This window comes from Collinsella sp. HCP3S3_E11 (genome assembly GCF_052067375.1).
In the GTDB taxonomy this organism is placed as follows: Bacteria; Actinomycetota; Coriobacteriia; order Coriobacteriales; family Coriobacteriaceae; genus Collinsella.
On record NZ_JBQHQI010000031.1, the window covers coordinates 1 to 1030 of the forward strand.

A 1030-nucleotide genomic window follows, 5' to 3' on the forward strand; every position below is an offset into this window, starting at 1 on the left:
CTTAGAGGTCCTCGCGCCAGAAGGGCATGCTCATGCAGCGCGGGCCGCCACGGCCGCGGGAGAGCTCGGCGGAGGGCACGACGAGAAGGTCCAGGCCCTCCTTGTACAGCACGTCGTTGGTGACGGTGTTGCGGGCGTAGACGCAGATCTTGCCGGGCTCGACGCACAGGGTGTTGGAGCCGTCGTTCCACTGCTCGCGGGAGGCCGCGATCGGGTCGCCGCCGCCGCAGGGGATCAGCTTGACCTGGTCGACGCCGGTGGCGTCCTCCAGGACGTGCTCGAGGGTGTCCTCGATCAGGCGGATGTTCACGTCGCCCGGGTTCTTGCCGGCGGTCAGCTCGTAGACGCGCAGGGTGCCCATGATGGCGGGGTGGATCGTGAACTTATCGACGTCGATCTGGGTGAAGACCGTGTCGAGGTGCATGAAGGCGCGCGAGACCGGGATGTCGAAGGCCAGGATGCGCTCGACCTTGGAGTCGGAGTTCCAGAAGATGTTCTGGGCCATGACGTCGATAGCGGCGGCCTGGGTGCGCTGGGAGATGCCGACGGCGAGGGTCTTCTCGTTGATGTTCAGCACGTCGCCGCCCTCGGTGTGGAACTGGCAGTCGCGGCGGAAGTACAGGGAGACGTCCTTGTAGTCGGGGTGGTACTTGAAGACGTACTTGCCGTACAGGGTCTCGCGGTTGCGGGTGACCGAGTACATGCGGTTGAGGTTGACGCCCTCGCCGACGACCGCGAACGGGTCGCGGGTGAAGTAGAGGTTGGGCATCGGGTCGATGATCAGGTCGGACTCGGACTCGGAGTTGACCAGGGAGTCGAGGGTCGTGGAGGCCGTGAGGGGCATCTCGATCTCGGCCTTGGTCATGCCGGCCATGGTCTTCTTGACGAACTCGAGGTTGTCCTCGATGGAGTCCAGCTTCTCGCGGACGATCTGCGGCATGTGCTTCCCGCGGATGCCGGCCTCGGCGATGTACTGGTCGGTGAACTCGTCGCGGGCGCCGGGGACCTGGTCGAACACCTCGGCGACGAG

The 1030-nt window shown here is 65.4% G+C and carries 1 protein-coding gene; it reads right to left on the reverse strand.

Annotated elements, in window-relative coordinates; genetic code table 11:
* Position 1: 1 nt before the first annotated feature.
* The coding region (locus tag ACTM86_RS08920; RefSeq protein ID WP_441017494.1) for an arginine deiminase at positions 2 to 1030 on the reverse strand (1029 nt) is incomplete at its 5' end.